Source organism: Flavobacterium hibernum, from assembly GCF_000832125.1.
Lineage (GTDB): Bacteria > Bacteroidota > Bacteroidia > Flavobacteriales > Flavobacteriaceae > Flavobacterium > Flavobacterium hibernum.
The window spans coordinates 143,954-164,807 of record NZ_JPRK01000023.1 but is presented as its reverse complement, the minus strand read 5'-3'; the positions used below and the strand labels follow the sequence as shown (position 1 = coordinate 164,807).

General features: G+C 34.1%; 19 protein-coding genes. 14 read left to right on the top strand and 5 right to left on the bottom strand.

What is annotated here, in order from left to right; all coding sequences use genetic code 11:
* Positions 1–6 precede the first annotated feature (6 nt).
* The gene (locus IW18_RS21360) at positions 7–738 is read right to left on the bottom strand and encodes a LytR/AlgR family response regulator transcription factor (RefSeq protein ID WP_041520224.1); all 732 of its coding nucleotides are present in this window, start codon (positions 736–738) and stop codon (positions 7–9) included.
* Positions 735–1,784 carry a sensor histidine kinase gene (locus tag IW18_RS21355; protein ID WP_041520223.1) on the bottom strand — a complete coding sequence of 350 codons (1,050 nt, stop codon included), beginning with the start codon at positions 1,782–1,784 and terminating at the stop codon, positions 735–737. The genes IW18_RS21360 and IW18_RS21355 overlap by 4 nt, the downstream gene beginning before the upstream one ends.
* Before the next feature lie 266 nt (positions 1,785–2,050).
* On the opposite strand from IW18_RS21355, the gene IW18_RS21350 reads away from it, so the two are divergent.
* The 14 genes from IW18_RS21350 to IW18_RS21295 all read left to right on the top strand — a co-directional run bounded on the left by IW18_RS21350 (position 2,051) and on the right by IW18_RS21295 (position 17,700).
* Positions 2,051–3,214 (top strand): efflux RND transporter periplasmic adaptor subunit, encoded by a 1,164-nt coding sequence (locus IW18_RS21350; protein WP_041520222.1) that lies wholly within the window; start codon positions 2,051–2,053, stop codon positions 3,212–3,214.
* Positions 3,215–3,221: 7 nt separating this feature from the next.
* Positions 3,222–6,392 carry an efflux RND transporter permease subunit gene (locus IW18_RS21345; RefSeq protein ID WP_041520221.1) on the top strand — a complete coding sequence of 1,057 codons (3,171 nt, stop codon included), beginning with the start codon at positions 3,222–3,224 and terminating at the stop codon, positions 6,390–6,392.
* Positions 6,393–6,410: 18 nt separating this feature from the next.
* Positions 6,411–7,817 (top strand): efflux transporter outer membrane subunit, encoded by a 1,407-nt coding sequence (locus tag IW18_RS21340; protein ID WP_041520220.1) that lies wholly within the window; start codon positions 6,411–6,413, stop codon positions 7,815–7,817.
* A 341-nt stretch (positions 7,818–8,158) separates the two neighbouring features.
* On the top strand, positions 8,159–8,551 hold the full coding sequence (gene tssD, locus IW18_RS21335) for a type VI secretion system tube protein TssD (RefSeq protein WP_041520219.1): 393 nt from the start codon (positions 8,159–8,161) through the stop codon (positions 8,549–8,551).
* Positions 8,552–8,571: 20 nt separating this feature from the next.
* Positions 8,572–10,422 (top strand): phage baseplate assembly protein V, encoded by a 1,851-nt coding sequence (locus tag IW18_RS21330; RefSeq protein WP_041520218.1) that lies wholly within the window; start codon positions 8,572–8,574, stop codon positions 10,420–10,422.
* 12 nt (positions 10,423–10,434) lie between these two features.
* Positions 10,435–10,605 carry a hypothetical protein gene (locus IW18_RS23255; protein ID WP_160113223.1) on the top strand — a complete coding sequence of 57 codons (171 nt, stop codon included), beginning with the start codon at positions 10,435–10,437 and terminating at the stop codon, positions 10,603–10,605.
* On the top strand, positions 10,589–11,476 hold the full coding sequence (locus IW18_RS21325; protein WP_041520217.1) for a hypothetical protein: 888 nt from the start codon (positions 10,589–10,591) through the stop codon (positions 11,474–11,476). The genes IW18_RS23255 and IW18_RS21325 overlap by 17 nt, the downstream gene beginning before the upstream one ends.
* Positions 11,473–12,129, top strand: coding sequence for a membrane lipoprotein lipid attachment site-containing protein (locus IW18_RS21320; RefSeq protein ID WP_041520216.1), 657 nt, complete (start codon positions 11,473–11,475; stop codon positions 12,127–12,129). Before IW18_RS21325 ends, IW18_RS21320 begins: the two co-directional genes overlap by 4 nt.
* 97 nt (positions 12,130–12,226) lie before the next feature.
* Positions 12,227–12,469: a hypothetical protein gene (locus IW18_RS23470; protein WP_394331637.1), complete on the top strand. Its 243-nt coding sequence runs from the start codon at positions 12,227–12,229 to the stop codon at positions 12,467–12,469.
* A 150-nt stretch (positions 12,470–12,619) separates the two neighbouring features.
* Positions 12,620–13,117 (top strand): hypothetical protein, encoded by a 498-nt coding sequence (locus tag IW18_RS21315; protein WP_041520215.1) that lies wholly within the window; start codon positions 12,620–12,622, stop codon positions 13,115–13,117.
* A 200-nt stretch (positions 13,118–13,317) separates the two neighbouring features.
* Positions 13,318–13,626 (top strand): hypothetical protein, encoded by a 309-nt coding sequence (locus IW18_RS21310; protein ID WP_041520214.1) that lies wholly within the window; start codon positions 13,318–13,320, stop codon positions 13,624–13,626.
* A 134-nt stretch (positions 13,627–13,760) separates the two neighbouring features.
* Positions 13,761–15,497 carry a thiamine pyrophosphate-dependent enzyme gene (locus IW18_RS21305; RefSeq protein ID WP_041520213.1) on the top strand — a complete coding sequence of 579 codons (1,737 nt, stop codon included), beginning with the start codon at positions 13,761–13,763 and terminating at the stop codon, positions 15,495–15,497.
* Positions 15,498–15,525: 28 nt separating this feature from the next.
* On the top strand, positions 15,526–16,818 hold the full coding sequence (locus IW18_RS21300; protein ID WP_052480266.1) for an MFS transporter: 1,293 nt from the start codon (positions 15,526–15,528) through the stop codon (positions 16,816–16,818).
* A gap of 3 nt (positions 16,819–16,821) precedes the next feature.
* A complete protein-coding gene (locus tag IW18_RS21295; RefSeq protein WP_052480265.1) occupies positions 16,822–17,700 on the top strand; it encodes an urea transporter in 879 nt (292 codons plus the stop codon).
* Positions 17,701–17,822: 122 nt separating this feature from the next.
* Here IW18_RS21295 and fucP read toward each other — a convergent pair whose 3' ends face one another.
* From fucP to IW18_RS21280, 3 genes are all read right to left on the bottom strand, one after another.
* On the bottom strand, positions 17,823–19,124 hold the full coding sequence (gene fucP, locus IW18_RS21290; RefSeq protein ID WP_041520212.1) for an L-fucose:H+ symporter permease: 1,302 nt from the start codon (positions 19,122–19,124) through the stop codon (positions 17,823–17,825).
* Positions 19,125–19,243: 119 nt separating this feature from the next.
* Positions 19,244–19,687, bottom strand: a complete 444-nt coding sequence (locus IW18_RS21285; protein ID WP_026983107.1) for a MaoC/PaaZ C-terminal domain-containing protein — start codon at positions 19,685–19,687, stop codon at positions 19,244–19,246.
* Between the two features lie 105 nt (positions 19,688–19,792).
* Positions 19,793–20,854 carry a Gfo/Idh/MocA family protein gene (locus IW18_RS21280; RefSeq protein WP_041520211.1) on the bottom strand — a complete coding sequence of 354 codons (1,062 nt, stop codon included), beginning with the start codon at positions 20,852–20,854 and terminating at the stop codon, positions 19,793–19,795.

Sequence of the window (20,854 nt, the reverse complement as noted above, 5' to 3'; positions counted from 1 at the left end):
TTATAGTTATTTCAACCATTTTTCAACGATGGTTTTAAAGGTTTCTTTGTATTGCTCGCCAACAGTTATTTCGGTTTTATTTACAAAAATGGAGTTTTTGCTAATAGCATTTATTTTTTCAAGAGAAACTATGAAAGAGCGATTAATACGCATAAATTTTAACGTAGGTAATTTTTCTTCTAAGGCTTTTAAGGAAATCAACGAAACTACTGATTTTTGAGTATCTTCCAGATGAACTTTTACATAATCCTTAAGACTTTCGATGTATAAAATATCTTTTAAAGGAATTCTAACCCACTGATATTCTACTTTTAAGAAAATAAACTCTTCATCAGTTGTTACAGAATTATATTGGTTTGAGGCTTCTTCAGTCAATTGTAATACCTTGTTGGCTGCTCGCAAAAATTCTTCGTAGCTAAAAGGCTTTAAAAGATAATCAACCGCATTAACTCTATAACCTTCTATCGCATAATGATTGTAAGCTGTTGTAAAAATGATTTTAGGCAAAGGTCCAGGCTGTTCTTGTAAAAGTCTAGCCAATTCCATACCTGTTAAGTTGGGCATGTTTATGTCTAAAAAAACAATGTCTGGCTGTTGTTCGCGAATTAAACTCATAGCTTCGACAGCATTATCGCAACTACATGCCAATTGCAAAAATGGCGTTTGTTCTATAAAGGTTTCCACCAGCCTTAAAGCTAGTGGTTCATCATCTACTGCTATACATTTTAATACCGTCATTGTTCAAGAGTTATTTGCAGATTTACTTTGTATTTTCCGTTTTGGTCAATACCCGCCGTCATAACATGGTTGTTAGGATAAATCAAATGTAACCTGCGTTTTGTATTCGTTAATCCAATTCCACCTTGATCTGTAGTCGTAGTTTTTTCAAAAAAAGTATTTTCTACTTCAAATTCAAGATTGGCATCCTTTTGCTTCAGTGTAATATGAATTTCACTTTTATCTGTTGCATGTACACCATGTTTGAAAGCATTTTCGACTAAAGGTAATAACAACATTGGAACAATTGGATAATCGTGTATTTTTTCGGGAATATCTATTGTTATCGTTAGTTTACTATTGGCACGGAGTTTCATCAAAGCTATAAAATCTTTCATGAAATCTGCTTCTTTTAATAAAGTAGTTCTTTCTCCTTCGGTGCTGTAAAGTAAATACCGCATCATACGGCTTAAGGTATGAAGGGCCTTGCGGGAATCTTCGATATTACTATAAGTAAGCGAATAAATACTATTAAGAGAATTAAAGAAAAAGTGTGGGTTAATTTGTGCTTTTAACATTGCCAACTCTGCCATTGTTTTATCCTGTTCCAGCTTTTGTTTATGCTGTGCAGCTTTTTGCCAGTGATGTAACATTGCCCAACTGGTACTAATACCAAGAACCAATAACGTTATTGTAAAAACATAATTGTCAAAATAATCATTTCGGTACTTTTTAAAACCTAGAATTTCTGCCAATTTACTGTGCAAATCAGTATTGATATTATAAACATATGCAACAAGCTGCATGGCAAAAATGATAAAAAGTGCCCACAAGAAAAACGGACTTATATTGTCTTTAATAATGGTTTTTGGAACTATTATTTTGGCATTAGAATAAAAAATGACAATCATAAAAAACAAGACTATAGATTGCCATATCCAAAAGATTATTGGAAGCACAATATTCCAGGTCAAGGGTATGTAAAATAACAGCGTAAAGCCTAATAATAACCATCCCAGAATATGTAATCCGGCGTGAATATAAGGTTTGAAAAAGGTTGGTGACATTGTTAATTGTTATTTTTAATGACAATATTACATTATATTTATACATAATATAAAATCAATCGCCCAAAATAGACTTAGAACCTCTAAAAACCATTTTAGAGCCGACGAGCCTTTTTTAAAATACATATTTAAAGTAGAATAAGTTCCATCGGTTCTTATGTTACATCTATCGATTGTCTTATGCCCTTCGTCTATTGAAAATTTTTCGTTTAAGATATTTTAGTTCTTTTGTTCACATATAAATTGATAATTACACATTTTTCACAATGAATAAGCAATCCTTTTTAAGCATTCTCGCAGTAGCTGTTATGATCGCATCTTGCGGTAATAAAAACGACAAGTCGGCTCAGGCCGGAGGTGCACCACAAGTTAAAGAGTATAAAACGCTGACTTTACAGCAAAAATCAGCAACTTTAAATACAGACTTTCCTGCGAGTATTCAGGGACAGCAAAACATTGAAATCCGACCAAGGGTGGAAGGTTACATTGATAAGATTTTTGTAGATGAAGGTGCAGTCGTTAAGGCCGGACAACCTTTGTTTAAAATCAATGCTCCAGAATACGAACAAGAAGTTCGTACGGCAACAGCAAGTATAAAAAGTGCTCAGGCAAATTTAAGTTCTGCAAAACTTGCGGTAAACAAAGTAAAACCTCTTGTAGAAAAAGGAATCATTAGCAAGTATGATTTAGAATCTGCTCAATATACTTACGAATCAGCTTTAGCAACACTTGCGCAGGCAAATGCAGCTTTAGTAAATGCTAAAGTAAATTTAGGATATACTACTGTAACAAGTCCAGTAAATGGAGTTGTAGGTTCAATTCCGTTTCGTTTAGGAAGTTTAGTAAGTTCTAATACTACAGAACCATTAACGACCGTATCAAGCATAGGAAATGTATATGCTTATTTTGCCGTGAATGAAAAAATGTTTTTAAAGTTTACTGAAAAATCAGGTTCAGGAGCTTCAATGGCGCAGAAAATTAAACAAATACCTGCAGTGTCATTACTTCTTTCTGATGGTTCTATTTACAGTGAAAAAGGAAATATAGAAACTGTAAACGGATTAATCAATACAGAAACTGGTTCAGTAAATGTTAGAGCTCGTTTTCCAAATCCAAAAGGAATTATTAGAAGCGGAAGCAGTGCAACAGTTAGAATTCCAAATGAAGTTAAAGACGTAATTATAGTACCTCAGAGTGCAACATTCGAGCTTCAGGATAAAATTTTCGCAGTAACCGTTGGGAAAGATGGTAAAACAAAAAATGTCAATATCACCGTACTTGAGAATACTGCAGGAAACTATTATGTTGTAACAAGTGGTTTAAAACCAGGCGATCAAATTGTATTAGAAGGAGTAGCTTCATTAAAAGATGGAAGCGAGATTAAACCTCAGAATCAAAATGCCGAAACTGTTTACGCAGACTTAAAATAAGAAAAAAATGTTTAAAAAATTCATACAAAGACCTGTACTTTCGACAGTAATATCTGTTATTATTGTCATCCTGGGTGTTTTAGGCTTGATTGAACTGCCTATTTCTCAATATCCAGATATTGCACCACCAACAGTAAACGTTTCAGCAAGTTATACAGGAGCCAATGCAGATGTAGTATTAAAAAGTATTGTAATTCCGCTTGAAGAACAAATTAATGGTGTAGAGAACATGACATACATGACCTCTACAGCAACAAATGATGGTAACGCTTCTATAAAAATCTTCTTTAAAGTAGGAACAAACCCTGACTTAGCAGCGGTAAACGTTCAGAACAGAGTTTCCAGAGCTACCAGTTTATTACCTGTAGAGGTAACTCAGGCCGGTGTAACTGTAACAAAGAGTCAGAGTAGTAACTTGTTGATTTTCTCTTTATACAGCGATGGTAATGCCTACAGTCAGACTTTCCTTCAAAATTATGCTAAGATCAACCTTGTTCCACAAATTCAGCGTGTAGTTGGAGTAGGAGATGTAACCGTATTTGGAGCAAACGATTACTCGATGAGAATCTGGTTAAGACCAGATGTAATGCAACAATACAAATTGATTCCAAGTGATATTTCGGCTGCATTAGCAGAACAAAATATCGAAGCAGCACCAGGTAAATTTGGTGAGAATGGAAATCAGGCTTTTCAATACGTAATTAAATATAAAGGTCGTTTAACAAGTGCCAAAGAATTTGGAGATATTATCATTAAATCTGTTGGAAACGGACAATTGTTACGATTAAAAGATGTTGCCAAGGTAGAACTAGGTTCACTTAGTTATGCTTCGACAACCAAAACAAATGGTATCGAATCTACGGCTATGGCGATTAGCCAGACTCCGGGATCTAATGCACGTGATGTAATCATCAACTCAAAAAAGCTTATTGAAGAAGCAGCAAAGACTTTCCCTAAAGGAGTAAAATATACAATTCTTGTTGACGTTAACGAAAACTTGGATGCTTCTATCTCAAAAGTAATTCATACTTTAATCGAAGCTTTTATATTAGTTTTCATCGTAGTATTTATTTTCCTTCAGGATTTTAGATCAACCTTAATTCCGGCGATCGCAGTTCCGGTAGCTATTGTAGGAACATTTTTCTTCCTGAATTTGTTTGGGTTTACGATTAACTTACTAACGCTTTTTGCAATGGTTCTTGCCATTGGTATTGTGGTCGATGATGCCATTGTAGTCGTCGAGGCCGTGCATGCCAAACTAGATCATGGTTATAAATCGTCGAAGAAAGCTACTATTGATGCGATGGACGAAATTTCGGGAGCGATTATTTCGATTACACTTGTAATGGCTGCTGTATTTATTCCAGTAACTTTTATTACGGGTTCTACAGGAGTTTTCTACAAACAATTTGGTATTACATTGGCGGTTGCGATTATTCTTTCGGCAATTAACGCCTTGACTTTAAGTCCTGCATTGTGTGCTTTACTTTTAAAACCACACGCAGACGATCATAAACATAAAAGCTATTTACAAAGATTTTATACCTCGTTTAACGTTGCATTTGATAATGTTACGGGTAGATACAAACGTTCGGTTCAGTTTCTTTCAGTAAAAAAATGGATTGTATTAGGCTCAATTGTGGTAGCCGGTGCAGCATTATTTTATATGATGAAAACTACACCATCTGCTTTCGTTCCTGCAGAAGATCAAGGTACCGTTTTTGCCAACATTAGTTTACCGCCATCAGCTTCTATGGAACGTTCTGATGTAATTGCTAAAAAAGTAGACAGTATTGCCAAAACAATTCCAGGAGTTAAAAATACACTTCGAATCGTAGGACAAAACTTTACCGCTGGAGCAGGTAGTGCTTACAGTATGGTTATTATAAAATTAGAAACTTGGGAAAAACGTGATTTAAGCGTTAACGATGTAATTGGTCAGCTTTTTGCCAAAACAAGTGGAATACGTGAAGCTAACATCTTCTTTATTTCGCCACCTACAATTCAGGGATTTGGACAAAGTGGTGGATTCGAATTCCAATTGCAGGATAAAGGAGGACATACTACAGCAGAATTCTTTAAAGTGAATACGGACTTTTTAGAAAAATTGTCTAAACGTCCGGAAATACAATATGCAACAACACCTTTTAACCCAGGATTTCCACAATACATGATGGATATTAATCTGGCAAAAGCAAAAGATGCTGGAGTTCCCGTAAATACGATCTTGTCGACAATGCAAGGTTATTATGGTGGATTGTATGCATCGAATTTCAATAAATTCGGAAAACAATACCGTGTAATGATTCAGGCTTCTCCAGAGTTTAGAACAAATACAGAAGGACTGAATAAGATTTTTGTGAGAAACAGTTCTGGAACAATGGCGCCAATTACAGAGTTTGTAAAAATGACCAGAGTTTTTGGACCGGAATCTATTTCAAGATTTAACCTTTTCTCTTCTATTGCAATAACTGGAGCTCCAAACCCTGGATATAGTTCGGGAGATGCGATTAAAGCAATTCAGGAAGTTGCCGCACAAGAATTACCTGCCGGTTATGGTTATGAGTTCTCTGGATTAACGCGTGAGGAATTAGCATCAGGAAGTGAAACTATTTTCATCTTTATATTATGTCTGGTATTCGTTTACTTCTTATTAAGTGCACAATACGAGAGTTACATTTTACCATTTGCCGTTTTATTCTCTATTCCGTTTGGATTGGCCGGAGCATATTTGTTCTCGATCATATTCAAATTAAACAGTAATATTTATTTACAGATTTCCTTAATCATGTTGATTGGATTGCTGGCGAAGAACGGTATTTTGATTGTCGAATTTGCGCTGGACAGAAGGCGTAAAGGAATGCCAGTTGTACAAGCAGCAGTCGAAGGAGCAGTAGCGCGTTTAAGACCAATCTTAATGACCTCTTTTGCCTTTATTTTAGGACTTGTTCCTTTAATGTTTGCTTCTGGAGCAGGAGCCGTTGGAAATAAATCTATTGGAACAGGAGCTGTTGGAGGTATGTTAATAGGAACCATTTTAGGAGTATTTGTTATTCCTGTATTGTTCATTATTTTTCAAACATTGCAAGAAAGAGTGAGTGGTCCGCCTAAAGAAAATTATGATGACGAAGGAGACGACGAAGACGAAACACTTGCAATAGAAGCTCATAAAGAGTAATAATTTAATTAAGAAAAAATGACTCATAGTTCAAATAAATATATTCTTATAGTAATCACAGCCGCACTTTTAAGTGCGTGCTCGATTACTAAGAAATACGAACGTCCATCGACAATTGAGACGGATAAGTTGTATAGAGATCAGGCTTCTGCCGATTCGACTACGATTGCCAATATGCCTTGGCAAACTGTTTTTAAAGATCAAAAACTGAATGCCTTAATTCAAAAAGGATTAGATCAGAATTTGAATTTAAAAAATGCGATCGAAAACATCGTGCAGGCGCGTGCTACATTACGTCAAACCAAGTTGGCTTATTATCCAACTTTAAATGTAGATGCAAATGCAACACGTAACAAGCAATCAGTAGCGGCATTAAACTTTCCTCCGGGAATTAATATTAATACCTTAACTACAACCTATAAATTAGGTTTAAGTACTTCTTGGGAAGCTGATATTTGGGGAAAACTAAGCAGTTCTAAAAGAGCAGCTTTGGCAACTTACCTTTCTACAGATGCTGCAAAACAAGCCGTGCAAACACAATTAATTTCAGATATTGCCAATAATTACTTTTTATTGATATCGTATGATAAACAATTAGAAATTACAAAAGCAACATTGGCAAGTCGTATTAAAAATGTTGAGGTTATAAAAGCCCTAAAAGAAGGAGCAATTGTAACCGGTGCTGCAGTAGTACAAAGTGAAGCAAACCAACATGCTGCAGAGGTTTTGATTCCAGATTTGAAAAGAAATATTCGTGAGACCGAAAACGCCATTAATATCTTGTTAGGCCAAGCTTCCGGTCCAATCGAAAGAGGAGTTTTGGGAGATCAGGTAATTCCTGAAAAAATTGCTATAGGTTTACCGGCTCAATTGTTAGAAAATCGTCCGGATGTTCGTCAGGCGGAGTTTAATTTCAGAACAGCTTTTGAAACCACAAACATGGCTAAAACCTATTTTTATCCAAGTTTGACGCTTACAGCAAGTGGCGGATTATCGACTTTGCAATTAGAGAATTTCTTTAATAATTCTATATTTTATTCTTTAATTGGAGGATTAACACAACCAATTTTTAATCAGGGAATAAACAAAGCAAGATTAACAAACGCACAATCAAAACAAGTTCAGGCTTATAATAGTTTTCAACAAAGTCTTTTAGTAGCAGGTCAGGAAGTTTCGAATGCTTTATATGCATACGAAATGGCTGTTGACAAAGAAGATTCAAGAGAAAAGCAAATTGAAGCATTAGAAAAAGCAGTAGATTTTACACAACAGCTTTTAGAATATAGTTCTGCAACCAATTATACAGATGTATTAACTTCAGAACAAAACCTTTTAGCAGCACAATTAAGTGGTGTTAACGATAATTTACAAAAATTACAAGCAGTAGTCGATTTGTATCGTGCTCTGGGTGGTGGATGGAAATAGATATTAAATCTACGGTAAATTAAAATTGTTAAAAACGAAAAGCGCCTCAAATATTTTAGGCGTTTTTTTTTATTAAAAAATAATATTTTATAAGAAAATATTTATAAATTTGCAATATACTTGTTCAGTGAAAACTGGGCCTTAAACCTCGGAAGCTATTATTGACTTTCGGGGTTTTTTATTTTTATGAATATTAAATTAATATTTTTCTTACATTTAAAAATATTCGCTATATTCACAACTAAATTATATACTATTTTATTTACTTAAATACCACTTTTCTAATCGATTAAGGTTATAAAAATTATGTACAACTTAATGCATAATCAATACCTACATATATGAGTTTTTTAGCAAAATTAGAATTAGACAATGAAACGTTCAATGTTTTAGAATTTGACGTCACTTTTACTCAAAGTATCGACAATAACGGAAAGCCATCTAATAAAACAAAAGGCGGACAAATTAGACTAATTGTCGAAAGTACACAAACAGATTTGTTTTCGGATTGGATGGTTTCGAATACCAGTGTAAAGGACGGAAAAGTTAAATTTTTTAGAAGAGATGCCATGAGCACCATGAAGAATGTGGTTTTTAAGAATGGATATTGTATTTCCTATCACGAAAGTTTTCGCAGTGAAGGATCCGTTCCAATGAGAACAGAGATTACAATTACCTCCAATGAAATGAAAATAGGGAACACCTTATTTGAAAACAATTGGAAAAATTCTTAAAAAATAAAAACTTCTAAAAAATGGCTTTACAAACAGTAACCACAATAAAAATTGGTGAAACGATTATTAATAATTTCAGCAATTTACAAATAGTCCAAAAAATACACGATCATCATACATTTTCGATTGAAGTACGACAAGATTTGCTCGTAAGCGAGTTCGAAAGTGCAATGCCGGTTTCTCAACGTTATTTTGGCGAAAAAATAAGCATTGATATTAAGCCATTACCCGGGCTTGATGATCTAATGATAATAAGCAATCCTAATGATTATATCCTGCAGTTTAGCGGAATTGTAACAAACATAAAGTTAACAAAATCGCGAGTAAATGAGATAGAAGAAACCATACTGATTCAAGGATTTAGCAGGTCTATAATTTTAGATAACGGTGCGCAAACAAACTCTTTTACTCAAATGACTATAGCAGATATAGCAAGTAAAATTAAAACAGGATATGATATTGATTTGGATATTCAGCCTTTTTTTAAAGAAAAATTAGCATACACCGTTCAGTATAACGAAAGCGATTTTGAATTTCTGAACCGTTTGTCGAAACGTCACGGACAATGGTTTTTTGATAATGGATACAAGATGGTTCTTGGGTACGGAGGTAGTAGTGTGGTACCAAAATTAGCATACGGAATCAACATGCATAATTTTTATTATGATATGAAATTAGTTCCATCCTTGTTTAAAGTTCTTGAAAATGACAATAGATCCGGAGAATTCTTTGCAGATAACCCCTTAGAATATAGAAACGAAACCGACGGCGCACATCAAAATTATATCAACAAGTCGAATCAGGTTTTTAATAAAGAAACCACCATACAAATCAATCAAAATGCAGTTGGTGGTAGCGGAAATAGTAGTCTTGAAGAGTATTCAAAAAACAAAATTCGTGCCTCGATGGGTAAAATGATGGAGATAAACGCCTCGAGTGAAGTTCCGGGTATTACAGTAGGAGGTAATGTTAGAATTACAGGAGTCGACAAATGGCTTGAAAGTTCGTATAACGTCACCCAAATAACACATATTTGCGATGACGGCGGTGGCTACGAAAACCAATTTACCGCTGTAAATATTAGCGGTGCAGTATTTTCGCCAGAAACAAACCCAGATTTAGTGCCGTATTGCAAAAGCCAAACCGCAGTTGTAATTGCAAACGCAGACCCAGACGGACTAAGTGGCGTAAAAGTACAAATGCCTTGGCAAGAAGCCAAAGGCGAAACTACACCTTACATTCCGTTATTGCAAAAATACGGAGGCGATGCCAGAGGCGCCCATATAATTCCTGAAATAGGCGACACCGTTTTTGTAGACTTTCAGGGCGACAATGCCGAGTTGCCTATAGTAATAGGAACTTTGACCAGCGGGAAAGAAAAAAGTGGTTACAGTACACCAAATAATGATTTGAAGGTGTTAGAAACCAGAAGTGGTAACAAATTAATCTTAGATGATAATAAAGGCGACATTACCATAGAAAGTAAAATGGGACAAACTTTGGCGGTATTATATGGTGATGGAAATATAAAATTTAAAGCGCCTAAAAATATAGAGCTTGAAGCTGGTGAGGATGTTTTTATTACAGCTGGAAGAAATGTAAAAATTGAAGCTAAAGAAAATATTGGTATTGATGCAGGAAGTAATATAAACCAAGAAGCAAGAAATAATATTCTTATAAAAGCAGAAGGAAATATTATAGAAAAAGGCGATGAGAAAATGGAACTTATTGATAAAAAAATAACCATCAATTCAGCTGAACATATTGAAACTGCACAAAAGATTAACTTGAATGCTACAAATGGTGATATGACACTAAAAGCTTCAAAAACAATTCATGCCAATAGTGGAGAAAACAGCAATTTCAACTAAATCTTAAAAATTATGGCTATTATAAAAAACGCCAAAAATAGCATTCTAAAAATAAACAAAAGACATGTTGTTTTAGCAAAAGAAATAGAAAAAACTAGCGAGACTATAAAGTTAGTCGCCACATACGGAAATATAGAATTAAACAGCACACAAAAAATTATAAAAAATGGGAACATCAATTAGTTTAGGCAATTACGAACCAGACGAAGTGCCAGAACCTTGGGAAGAATATCAATTTAGAGAATTATCTAGAGCGTATTATACACAAAGTGTAAATATGGTTTTTAAAAGTGGTGATATTAATTTAGTGCACTGTATTACAGCGCTAACCTCATTAGAATTGAATAAATGTTTTACAGATTCTGCAAAAGATATTACAATAGACAAAGTTCCAAGAAAATGTTATTTAAGTGCTTTAACTATTTATATGGATAATAAAGGCAAAATAGTGAAAGGCGAAAAAGTACTGACAGAATTTAAACTGATTTATGATTACTCCGAAAAGAGACATCTTCTTGATACTTCATATAAAATAAGAAAAGAAAAAGAAGTCTGTATACATGCTAAAGAATTGCATAGGGATATTTTAGAAAATAAAACCGTGACCTTTAGAACTGGAAAAATTTATGTATTTAAAAAATTTCATGAATATATTAAACAGGCATCACTGTGCAACCGTAGAACCGATGTCAATTATACAAATCTAAAGGTTGCAGAAAACCGTGATGAACTAAATAAAACCTTAAGCTTGTTAGGAATAACAACATCATCCGTAGGTTTCATACCAGGTAAAGCACCAATAATTGCAGACACAGCAATGAAAATTTTGGGACTAGCATTAAGCGCAGAACCAAGATTCAGTCTTGCAGAATATACTCATCCTATAAAAGGACCAGTTTATTTGGATCAAACAACCAAAGTTGAAAATTATGAACGAAAAAACACTAATGGTTATATATCTCCTCAGGAATTGACATATCCTGCTCCTTATAAAGAAAACAAGGATATTTTAAAAGAATTAGAAGATTATGGAATAAAATTAACAACAAAATGAGAAAAATAATATTCTTAATACTAATATTAGTAATGCTAGTTTCTTGTAATAAAAAAGATAAAATTAATCATTACCTGAATAAAGTTGTAACGCAAAAGGAGCTCATAGATAATGGATTTTATAAATACTCATCTGTCTATACTCCTGATGAAGATGATAAAATTAATGGAGGTTTCAAATATGTTATCAAATTTGATATGTATTCAAATGTGAAACCTGTAAAAAATGAAGAAGGTAAATTATGTCCAACGCAATTATGGCATTTTTACAGAAAGGATTCAATCAAAGAAAAAAGAAATAGAGATTATCTTAAAAATAAATTAAATAATAGGATTATAACTTATCTTTTTAGAAATGATACACTTTTATACAAAGATATAATTGTAGACTCTATTGATAAATCTCGAAAAGATATAGCTGATTTTACAAGTATAGATAAAATTATTAAATACTATAAAAGTTTAAAAATTTCAATTAAACCTAAAATCAAAAATAAGGAAACGGGAGAAATGTATTCTAATCGTTTTATAATAGATAATTATAAAACTCGATTTTATATGGATAATAACTCTTATGAAATGTTTGTAGATTACAAAGGAGATAATTTTCATGATGTTTTAAACCATATATATGGCGGTTATAACTGCTTCTAAATAATGAAGAATCATCTTAAGGATTAGATAAAATAAAGGATACTATTCTGGATGACCCTTATTACAAAACTACGGAGGCGATGAAAGAGGTGCTCATATAATTCCTGAAATAGGCGATATTATTTTTGTAGACTTTCATGGCGACAATGCCGAGTTGCCAATTGTAATAGGAACTTTGACCAGCAGGAAAGAAAAAAAGCGGTTACATTACACCAAATACAAAATCAAAAACTTATTAATGCATTTTTTGATAAATAGTAAGGTTAATGCCATTTTTAAACGAAAAATAATCTCAGGTAAATTAAAATTGTTAAGGACAAAAAGCGCCTCAAATATTTGAGGCGTTTTTTTATTAAATAAGTTTATGTCGGGTTAAAAGGCGTATTCGTCGATTATGGTAGTCGTTCTGTATATTGCGTATGATAAGCCAGATTATTGGCACTACTTTCGCTTAGTATTAAAATAATATTAATACTTAATACCACTAAAAATGAAAAAAATAGGAATTGCACTAATACTCTTGATGAGTGTTTTTGCTCACGCACAAGTTTCGATAAATGTAAACATTGGAACTCCTCCAAATTGGGGACCACAAGGAAATGATGATAGCAGATATTATTATTTACCAGATATCGATATATATTATGACGTTGCTAAAAGCCAGTACATTTATGATAACAACGGCAAATGGATGCGTCAAAACAGACTTCCGGAAAGATACAGACAATATGATTTGTACGGAGGTTATAAAGTAGTTTTAAATGATTATAAAGGAGATGCACCTTATACATATCATAACAAACACAGAGCTAATTATCCAAAAGGATATCACGGAAAACCTCAAAAAAATAGAGGAAACAAACCAGAGAAAAATAATAAATCTGATAATAGACAAAAACCGAATAAAGAGTATTCAAAAAATGATAACAAGCACTCAAAAGGAAATTCTAATAAAGATCAAAAGCATTCTCGCGACGATCGTCATTAATTAAAAATTTAACAAGTTAAGGAAAGCCTCATTTATGAAGGCTTTTTTTTATGATTTATATTGATTTTAAAATTATTAAAAAGTTAAAAAAGACGCTAGAGAAAAGGGAATGAAAATAATTGATTAACTTAGAATACTGCAAAATAAAATTCAATACATAAATTTTTCTATGTTTCATTAAACTAAAAAACAATCTCAAAATGAATCCATATAATAACTTAACAGAAGCTTTAGAAGGTTTGATTTGTCAAGGATACAACAAAAATTTTGTTCTAAAAAAGGATTGTTTAAAAGTTAGAAATAGTAAAGACAAAATCAATTTGAATGAATTTCAAGTGCAACAGATGTATCATTTTGATGATCCTGATCCAAAGTTTAAAGCTATAATCTATGGCGTTTTTTGTGAAAGGGATGGTACCAAAGGTTTGTTGGTAACAGATCGAGAGATATTGTCCAAAAGTAATTCTCAGGAAATAGAAAATAAGTTGGAGCAAAAATCAATTTTATAGTTTTCTGTTTTAATTAAAAGCACACTTCTTTTAAGCTTTTAGAAACTTGTGTACTCAAATTTTAAAATCCAATACGATAAAGAATTCAAAACCCATAAATACCACTAAAAGTATTAATTCTAAAAAAAGATTTCATGAGTAAGATAGTAGCAGAACAATTAGTTGATATGTTAGTAGAAGCCGGAGTAAAACGCGTGTATGCAGTTACCGGAGATAGTTTAAATCATTTTAATGATGCAATACGCAGAAATGGCAAAATAAAATGGATTCATGTACGTCATGAAGAAGTAGGAGCGTATGCAGCTGCAGCAGAGGCAGAACTTGACGGATTTGCAGTTTGCGCCGGAAGTTGTGGTCCTGGACACGTACATTTAATCAACGGTTTGTATGATGCGCATCGTTCTCATGTACCATTATTAGCCATAGCCTCGACAATTAATACAGACGAAATGGGAATGGATTATTTTCAGGAAACCAACACCATTCGACTTTTTGATGATTGCAGTTGTTACAATCAAATGATTATGACCGCAGAGCAGGCGCCACGAATTATACAAACAGCAATACAACACGCATTGGGCAAAAAAGGTGTAGCAGTTATTGGTTTACCGGGCGATGTTTCTCAATTAAAAGCCGTTGAAAGCAATATATCTACCCAATTTTTTAAATGCAATCCAGTAATCAGACCTTCAGATTTTGAATTGCAACAATTAGCAAATGTTATAAACGAGAGTACAAAAATAACTTTGTTCTGCGGAATTGGATCTGATAAAGCACACGATCAGGTCGTGCAATTATCGCAACACATAAAAGCTCCTGTAGGATATTCTTTTCGAGGAAAAATGAGCATTCAGCCCAATAATCCTAACGAAATTGGAATGACAGGTTTGCTTGGTCAGCCATCGGCATATCATAGCATGCACGAATCGCATTTAGTATTGTTATTAGGAACTGATTTTCCGTACGACAAATTCATGCCCACAAACAATAAAATCATTCAAATAGACACAAGTACAGAACGTTTAGGACGAAGAGCTAACCTTCATCTTGGTTTATGTGGAGACGTTGGACATACCATAGAGGCTTTATTGCCATTATTAAATGTAAAAGAAGATGATAGTTTTTTACAAGCACAACTTAAGTTCTACAGCAGTGTAAAAGAAAACATGAACATTTACATTGATGATAATGGAGGAGAAGATACCATTCAGCCAGAATACCTTGCTCATATTATCGATAAATTAGCCAATAAAGATGCCATTTTTACGGTAGATACAGGAATGACTTGCGTTTGGGGAGCCCGTTTTATTAAAGGTACTGGAGAACGAAAAATGTTAGGTTCATTTAATCATGGTTCAATGGCAAACGCAATGCCTATGGCCATTGGTGCAGCTTTATCACATCCGGAAAAACAAGTTATTGCAATGTGTGGTGATGGCGGAATATCAATGCTTTTGGGCGATTTGGCAACCATTCATCAATACAATTTACCCATTAAAATTATTGTTTTTAATAATCGCGCTTTAGGAATGGTCAAGCTCGAAATGGAAGTTAACGGTTTACCCGATAATGAAACCAATATGGTAAACCCGGACTTTGGTTTAATTGCTCAGGCAATGGGATTTCAAGGTATAAACGTTCATAAACCCGAAGAAGTTGTTGATGCCATCGAAAAAGCATTTTTATTTAACGGCCCAGTTTTACTAAATGTCTTTACGAACCCAAATGCACTGGCAATGCCTCCAAAAGTAGATTGGGCGCAAATTTCGGGTATGGCAAAATCGATGACCAAATTAATGCTTGGAGGAAAAATGGACGAAGTTTTCGAAACAATTAAGTCTAATTACAAACATCTAAAAGAAGGTTTATAAATTTGTACTTTAATAAAAAATGGATTTGATGGATACAAATGATAATAAGTCGTATACCAAGTATTATATCATTGCTTGGAGTTTTGGTTTAGTGTTTTATTTTTTAGATTATGTAATACGTTCTGCGCCAGCAGTAATGATTCCAGAACTTTCGCATAGTTTTTCTGTAACTGAGGTAGGATTAGTGTCTATAATTGGCACCTATTATTATACCTATTCAACCTGTAGTTTAATTGCCGGAATCGCCTTGGATAGATTTGGTGCTAAATATTCACTTTTTGCCGGGGCACTTATTTTAGGAATAGGTTGTTTACTATTTTTAATTTCAAGTCAGGTTGCCGGAACTACAGGGCGATTGTTTCAAGGCGCGGGATGTGCGTTTGCATTTCCGGGTTGTGTGTATTTGGCCAGTAAAGGATTTTCGGCAAAATCATTGGCGACCGCAATAGGATTTACCCAATGTCTTGGAATGCTTGGCGGGTCAGCAGGACAATTTGTTGTAGGGCCATTGATCGAAAAAGGAATAGATAATACCGTTTTTTGGTTGTGGATTGGAGTCTTCACAATAATAGTTGCCTTTGGACTTTATTTTGTAACTCCTGCAAATAGAACTGAAAAAATTGAAGCAGTAACTCCTAAAAAGCAAAGTCTGCTAAGTCCTTATAAAATTGTTTTTAGTAATCCGCAATCATGGTTGTGCGGTATAATTTCGGGATTATTATTTGCACCAACTACAATATTTGCAATGACATGGGCAGTCGATTTTTTTCAGAAAGATCGCGCTCTAGATTTTCATACCGCAACAATTTCGAGTGCAATGGTAGCTTTTGGTTGGGTATTTGGTTGTCCGTTGTTAGGTTATATAACAGATAAAATCAGAAAACGAAAACCAGTATTAATGTTCGGAGCATTATTCATGATTTTAAGCCTAGTTCAATTGCTATACTTTCCAGAATTACTTCCAACCAAAATTAGTATGTTTTTATTAGGAGTTGGATCAGGAGCAGCAATGATTCCGTATTCTATTATCAAAGAAGCAAATCCCGATAATGTAAAAGGTAGTGCCACCGGAGCTATAAATTTTATAACTTTTGGAGTTACCACTATTTTGAGTCCAATTTTCAGTCATTTATTTGGAAAAACCTTGGCAGATAATACGGATAAAGCACTACACTTTCAACAAGCAGGTACATTTTGGATTATCGGAATTGCTATAGCTATTTTAGTTAGTTTTATATTAAAAGAAACTGGTGAGGGAAAAGTAAATAATAGTGATGAACTAACAGCCAAAGGAACAACTGGAAATTTAATCAAGGAGTAAAAATTGGAAAAACAATTGTCATTCAGTATCACACTATTAAAAGGTGTAGGACAAATTATGCTTCAGGAAAGCGCTTATACCGGTTTGTTGTTTTTCGTCGGAATTTTTTACGGATCACTCCATATGGGTTTTGCTGCACTTCTGGCAGTTTTTATTGGTACCATTACCGCAAAACTTTTAGGCTTTAATGAAACCGAAACCGCACAAGGTATTTATGGTTTTAGTCCCGCTTTGGTAGGAGTTGCGCTTTTGTTTTATTTTGAATCTAATCTATTTGTTTGGTTAGCTGTAATAATAGGTTCAGTATTGGCAGCAGTTGTACAACATTGGTTTAGCGTAAAAAAAATACCCGTATTTACATTTCCTTTTATTCTAGTCACTTGGATTTTAATCTACATACTAAATAATAATATTGGAGTTTCGGCATCAGAATATTTGAAGAGTGATGCAGTCTTATCGCAGGATTTTGCATTTGCTCTTAGAGGTTACGGTCAGGTTATCTTTCAGGGGAGTACTTTTGCAGGTGCAGCCTTTTTTATTGGAGTATTTGTAAGTTCACCCATTCGTGCGCTTTACGGATTAGTTGCAGCGTTAATTGCAGGTATTTTGGCAGGTTTATATCATGCACCTACAGATAGTATTATGTCTGGTCTGCTTAGTTACAATGCTGTATTGTGTGCTATTGTTTTCGCTGGTAATAAAGCGATCGATGGAGTATGGACATTTGTTGCCGTGGCTTTGTCTCTTGTAGTTAGTTTTGTTATGAACACGTACAATTTTATACCATTAACATTTCCGTTTGTTGTAGGAACCTGGATAGTTTTAGTATTGCAAAAGAGTATTAAGACATTCTTTTTAAATCAAAGAGAAATCATAAATTAATAATGTTGAGGTTTTAAAAGAGTTATAATATAAATTTAGATTCTAAAAAGATTTAAAAGCAAAAAAGGGTTGAATCAGATATTTTTGATTCAACCCTTTTTTATGTTTTTTAGATCAGAGTATTATTTTACAGTCTTTACTTTGTGTCCAAAAACACCAAAATAAAGAATAATAACAAAACACAATAATGGAATGATATATCCCGCCTGAATATCATCGTGTTTCATATCGATTAAAGTTCCCATTCCATAAGGAAGAATTGCACCACCAACAATGGACATAACCAACCATGAAGAACCTGTTTCAGTATTTGATTTTAAACCTACCAATCCTAAAGAAAAGATTGTTGGAAACATAATCGACATAAAAAATCCGATTCCGCCAAGAGCATAAATTACATAAATTCCCGTTCCGTAAATCGCTACCAAACACAATAAAATACTGCAAACAGCATAAATAGAAAGCAAAACATAATCCTTAACAAACTTCAAAAAGAAAGTTCCGCTAAAACGTCCCACCATAAACAAGAAGCCATAAGCCGTAAGGTAATAAGCCGCTGTTTTTTCGTCAAGACCCGCACCTTTTTGTGCAATTCTAATAAAGAAACTCGTAATACAAACTTGCGCGCCAACGTAGAAAAATTGTGCTACAACTGCCCAACTTAAATGCTTAAATTTTAAAACCGAGAAGAATCCAGGTTTAACTTCAGCTTCGGTAGGTTGAGATTTCATAGAAGGCAAATGCATGAAATAGAATAAAATGGCTACCAAAACCAAGACAGTTCCTAAAATAATATAAGGCAATTTTACAGATGAAGCTTCTTCAAGCAAATATGCCGCTCTTGAAGCATCAGTCATCGCAGCCAATTGTTCTGGAGTATGATTGACTCCCGATAGTATAAAAACACCTCCTAACAAAGGTGCTAATGTTACAGCCAAACCATTAAAAGAAGCCGCTAAATTCAATCGTTTCGAAGAAGATTCCGCAGGCCCTAAAATAGCTGCGTACGGATTTGCACTCGTTTCCAAAATCGTTAATCCGCAACCAATAATAAATAAAGCCAGTAAAAAAAGCTCATAAGTTCTAGTATTAGCAGCCGGTACGAACAAAAATGCACCTGCGGCAAAAACTAATAAACCTGTTATAATACTATTTTTATATCCAATTTTTTTAATAATAATTCCCGCTGGAATTGCCATTATAAAATAAGCAAAAAAGATCGCTGTATCAATTAAGGTCGATTGTCTGTTATTAAGCTGACAGGCTTTTTTTAAATGCGGAATCAAAATTCCGTCTAAACCATGCGCCATTCCCCAAAGGAAAAATAAACTGGTAATTAATATAAAAGGCAAAAGGTATTTATTGCCCTGAACTTTTTCTGTAGCGACTTCGTTTTGATCGCTAATTTGGTTGGTTATTTGCATAGTTAGTTTTTGTTAATAGTTTCAAAGGTTCAAAGGCGCAGAGGGGCAAAGTTTTTTAGGTTCAAAGGAAGGAAACCTCTGTACCTTTGAACCTCTGCCACTTTGAACCTTAAAAAAAATCAAAGATTTTTTTTAACCAATAATAAATGATCACAAACCAAAACTACTTCACCTCTTTGGTTAATAATTTCAACGTGTTCAGTAACAGTTCCCATATCTGGTTTTTTGGCTTCGCCTTTTTCTGAGATGGTAATTTCAGAATGAATAGTGTCGCCAATATGTACAGGTTTTACAAATCGCATTCGATCGTAACCTTTCGAAAAAGCTTCGGGATTAATTTCGGATGCGGTCAAGCCGATTCCAATACTAAAAACCATAGTTCCGTGCGCAATACGTTGTCCAAAAGGTTGTGTTTTACACCATTCCTCATCCATGTGATGCGGGAAAAAATCTCCTGTATGACCTGCGTGAACCACAAAGTCAGTTTCGGTAATCGTTCGACCAAAAGTGACGCGTTTATCGCCAATTTGGTAATCTTCAAAAAAGGTTGATTTGAAATACATATTTTTTTAATTGTAAATTGTGAATGGTTAGATGTGAGTTGGCCTTACTTATTAAGTTATTTTTGGTCTTTTACTAAATAACATTTCACACCTCACATAAAACATTTAACTTAATAAAACGCCTCCGTTGGTATTACTGATATAACAGGCTTCAACGACTTTCATCGTGTCTAGAACGTCTTGTACACTTGCGAGTAATTGCGTCTCAGAACCTTCTTTAAAACGCATTAAATTTGACATTGTACCAATAAAAGCTTCCGGAAACCACGAACCTTCAAGTTCTATTTTTTTCCATTCGTACGCGCCATTTTCATTCGCCAAAGCATATTCAAATTCGTCAGGCAAACCGTGTGGATAATTCATCAATAAACCCATTTTGGCTTTAATTGCGCCTTTTGTACCTTCCCATTTAATGTAACTTTCTTCATGTTTAGGTCCAAAATGATGATCATGATTCGTATTGATTACTACATGTTTATCTTCGCCATAATCTAAAATAATTGTAGAACGACAAGAAGATAATTTTTTAAGCGGATGTTTGGCCGTTTTTGCCATTACGCTTTTTGGGTTTCCTAGAAACGATCTGATGCAATCGATATAGTGAACGCTGTGAAAAAGAATTTCCAATCTAGGATGTTCCTTGATAAGCGGAAACAATTCCCAAGGCGTATTTACAGTAACTTTAAACTCAAAATCATACAAGTCACCAATAATACCCTGATCGATTATGTAGCGTGCAGCACTTACAAATGAAGCAAAACGCAATTGAAAATTAATTGCCGCAACTAGATTTTTACGTTCGCAAACCTCCACAATTTCTCGGGCTTGTGCTAAATCATTTCCCATTGGTTTCTGAATCAAAACCGCAGCCCCATTAGGCAATTGTTCCAGAATTTCAATATATTGATCAGGTAAAACCGTTATATCATAAACTGCGTTTGATGGCGCATTTTTAACTGCCTCGGCAACATTTTCAAAAACATGCGCAATATTAAACTCTTTGGCAAGATCGTGCGCTTTTGAAATGGTTCTGTTCGTAATACCAAAAACTTCAAAACCAGCCATTTTGTAAGCAGGCAAATGTGCATCTTTTACAATTCCGCTTGCGCCGATAATGATAATTGGTTGTTTGGTTTCGGGCAATTTTGGTTTATAGGGAATATTCAT